This is a genomic window from Kaarinaea lacus, assembly GCF_975902315.1.
Genome location: NZ_CDLKIE010000099.1, coordinates 1 through 3,621, shown reverse-complemented (window position 1 = coordinate 3,621; position 3,621 = coordinate 1). Strand labels below are relative to the sequence as shown.

4 protein-coding genes are annotated in these 3,621 nt (G+C 48.4%); all 4 read left to right on the top strand.

Translation table 11 applies throughout. The annotated features are described in order from the left end of the window. The coding region (locus tag ACWVCM_RS02440) for a cobyrinate a,c-diamide synthase (protein WP_455200114.1) at positions 1 to 1,146 on the top strand (1,146 nt) is incomplete at its 5' end. An 11-nt stretch (positions 1,147 to 1,157) separates the two neighbouring features. Next, positions 1,158 to 1,469 (top strand): HesB/IscA family protein, encoded by a 312-nt coding sequence (locus tag ACWVCM_RS02435; protein ID WP_455200113.1) that lies wholly within the window; start codon positions 1,158 to 1,160, stop codon positions 1,467 to 1,469. 188 nt (positions 1,470 to 1,657) lie between these two features. After that, positions 1,658 to 3,262, top strand: a complete 1,605-nt coding sequence (locus ACWVCM_RS02430) for an ATP-binding protein (protein WP_455200112.1) — start codon at positions 1,658 to 1,660, stop codon at positions 3,260 to 3,262. Between the two features lie 27 nt (positions 3,263 to 3,289). Continuing rightward, on the top strand, positions 3,290 to 3,621 hold a 332-nt coding region (locus ACWVCM_RS02425; protein WP_455200111.1), incomplete at its 3' end, for a response regulator.

Below are 3,621 nucleotides of genomic sequence, written 5' to 3'. Positions count from 1 at the left end.
GGCAACAAGGGCTTATATGATGGACTGGATCTCGACGGCAGTAATAGTAATGCGGCACTCGCAACCTTGTTAAATGCACCCGTGATACTCGTTATTGACGCGCGCGGAATGACGCGTGGTATTGCACCACTGATATTAGGCTACCAGGCCTTCGAACCAAAGTTAAACATCGCCGGGGTTATTCTCAACCAGTTGGGTGGTAGCCGTCATGAATCTAAACTTCGAACTGTCATTGACCACTATACGGATGTGCCGGTTATCGGTGCAGTGCATCGTGATCCGGAACTGGAAATTGTGGAGCGCCATTTAGGCCTCGTTCCCAGCAACGAAATGGATCAGGCACAACAACGCATTGAATCAGTCGGTGAACGTATTGCCGACCAGGTCGACCTGGAATCATTAATCCAGATTGCCAATAAGGCTATAACTCCAGAGTTACCAGACCTGCCGCAAGCAACCGCATCATTTAAGCTTGATACCCCCTGCCGTATTGGCATTGCCAAAGATGCTGCTTTTGGCTTTTATTATCCCGGTGACCTCGATGCTTTTAATCAAGCAGGTGCTGAACTGATTTATATTGACACACTCAATGATAGTTCATTGCCTGACATTGATGGCCTGTTTATAGGCGGCGGTTTTCCGGAAACCCAAATGGCAGCACTGGAAAACAATGCATCCATGCGTCGGTCAATTTACAAAGCGATCGATGCTGGACTGCCCGTCTACGCGGAATGTGGTGGCCTAATGTACCTCACGCGTAGCCTGTCATGGAAAGACCAAAAGTGTGAAATGGTCGGTGCAATCCCGGCGGATACTGTTATGCACGCCAGGCCAATGGGCCGAGGTTATGTAAAAATCCAGGAAACCCGGCAACACCCATGGCCAGCGGCGCAATCAGACAGGCAAGCTAACGAGATTGCCGCCCACGAGTTCCATTACTCTAGTCTGGAAAACTGTGACACGGTAAAATACGCCTACGAGGTGTTGCGCGGCACAGGAATCGACGGCAGCCACGATGGCATCATTCACAAAAACGTACTCGGTTGTTATGCGCATTTACGCGATGTCAGGCAAAACCACTGGGTACAACGCTTCCTTCACTTCGTTCAACAATGCAAACTGAGCACTAGCAAAGCAGATTCTTAAGGATATTTATTATGATAACCGTATCACCGGCAGCAGCAGAACAAATTTTAAAATCCGCAAAAGAAAGCAATTCTGAAGGTATGTGCCTCAGAATAGCCGCCAGGGTGACACCCGATGAAGCCCTAGATTATGGCATGGGTTTCGATGAAGCACGAGAAGAAGATCAGCGAAACACATCCGAAGGCATTGATATTGTCGTGGCACCCAGCAGTGTTGACCTGGTTCATGGCATGCACATTGATTATGTTGAGTTAGAAACGGGAGAGCATAATTTTATCTTCCAGAATCCAAACGATCCGGCCCATAAGCCACCCAAGGAATAAGCTGCTAACCATTGCGCCTAAGAATCGCCTGCTAATCCACTCATACCAGATCATGGTGTCAGGACGACGCCTCTGAACAGGATCTAATTCCCGGCAATCCAGCGCCACCCGCTCCCGTTATCCAATAAAATTCTGTTAAACTTAAGGAGTTTCTTTAAAGCTGACATAGCAGGTAGTGTTACTAATCAATGAGCCCTGACCAGCCCAAGCCCCGCAGGATACGCAAGTCGACCGGATTTTTTGAAGGTGAACTCGTATTGCCACTCGTGGCAATCGCGATGACCATGTTTGCGTTATTTGCCTGCAATTCTCTGTTACTGGTCTATCCCGAATTCAAAATTGGGGTCATTGCCGCTGATATTTTATTAATCATGCTTGGTGCTTACCTGGTGCTTATCAGCCACCGCCGTATTAAGAAAAACCTGCTGCAACCCCTGGTGCAAATGCGTAAATGGGCTTACGCCATGCAGGATGGCGATCTGACTGCCAGGATCCCCCTGCCCGACCAGGGCGAGTTTTTTAAGTTGGCCATTGCCATTAATGATCTGGGGGATTCCTTCTATTCGTTAAGCCTGGAAATGGATGATAAGGTCAGGGAACAAACCCGGCGTCTGGAAGAAAAATCAAAAACCCTGGAAATACTTTACGAGGTAGCGGCTACCAGTAATAGCGCCCATGATATTGAAGAACTGTTACAGAATTACCTGTTCACTTTATTCAACGTCGTAAAGGCCAGCGCTGCAACGGTTAGAATACTAACCGACGATAATAAATTTCGTGTCATTGGATCTATTGGTATTGATGAAATGGTTGAACAGGAGCAAAGCGTGCCTATCGAACGCTGCCTTTGCGCCCAGGACTTTTCAAACAGTGTGATTCATTGCGACGTGAGTCATTCACTGTGTGGAAACCTGTTAAGCAAATCAATGCAACTACCCGAAGATGCCAGCGTTATTGTCCTGCCCCTGCAATATCAAAATCGCACTCTCGGTATTTATCACCTGTTTATGCCACAAATTAACATCGACCAGGAACCTGAGCTGAATAATATCCTGACCAACATCGGCCAGCACCTTAGCCTGGCCATGGAAACCGCACGCCTGGATAATGAATCCAAGCGGCTTCATCTGATGCAAGAACGTACCATGCTGGCACATGAGCTTCATGATTCCCTGGCCCAAACTCTGGCCAGCCTGCGATTCCAGGTCAATTTACTGGAAAAAACCTTGCGGGACTCAGGTAGTTCCACCGCAAAAGCAGAAGCCGAGCAGTTAAAACATGGCCTGGATGAAGCCAACAACGAACTCAGGGAACTGTTAGCCCATTTCAGGGTTCACATGGACGAGCGCGGCCTGATTCCGGCGACCGAAGCCTTGATTGAGCGATTTAAGAATGAAAGCGGCATCGCCGTTTTTTTCCAGAATCAGTGCCCCGACCTGCAATTACCTCCCATTCAGGAAGTTCAGGTTTTACACATAATTCAGGAATCTCTGGCCAATGCCCGAAAACACAGCCAGGCCAATAATGTCAGGGTGCTCATTCGACAATCAACCGACGATCACTACCATGTACTCATTGAAGATGACGGTGTGGGCATCGAAAACCGCGAAACCATGGGGCAACCCGGGGAACACGTCGGTTTGACCATAATGGAAGAACGAGCTCGTCGTATTAATGGTATATTAAGTATCGAATCTGAACCCGGCGAGGGAACACGAATTGAGCTGGATTTCCCCATCACCAGCGGGAAAGTACAAACGCCAGCAAATTACGGTGAAGTGAAACAATTTTAACCATAGATACATGCTAAAGTTGATAAAATGAAAGTTCTGCTCATAGATGACCACACACTGTTCCGATTAGGCCTGAAAGGGCTGTTGGAACGCAGTGATATTGACGTTGTGGCAGCCGCCAGTACCGGTCAGGAAGGCCTGGAAATCGCTGGCCAGCATGAACCGGAAGTCATTTTGCTGGATATGCGCATGCCGGACATGGATGGACTGCTGGTGTTAAAAAAGCTGCGGGCACAGGGCGTTAAAGTACCCATTACCATGTTAACCACCAGCACAGATGAAAACGACCTGGTGGAATCTCTGCGCAATGGTGCCCAGGGCTACCTGTTAAAAGACATGGACCCCGAAGAACTGGTCGC

What these genes read in the sequence shown, in the direction of transcription:
- ACWVCM_RS02430 (WP_455200112.1), top strand. Translation starts at nt 1,658, where the DNA reads ATGAGCCCTGACCAGCCCAAGCCCCGCAGGATACGCAAGTCGACCGGA.
- ACWVCM_RS02435 (WP_455200113.1), top strand. Translation starts at nt 1,158, where the DNA reads ATGATAACCGTATCACCGGCAGCAGCAGAACAAATTTTAAAATCCGCA.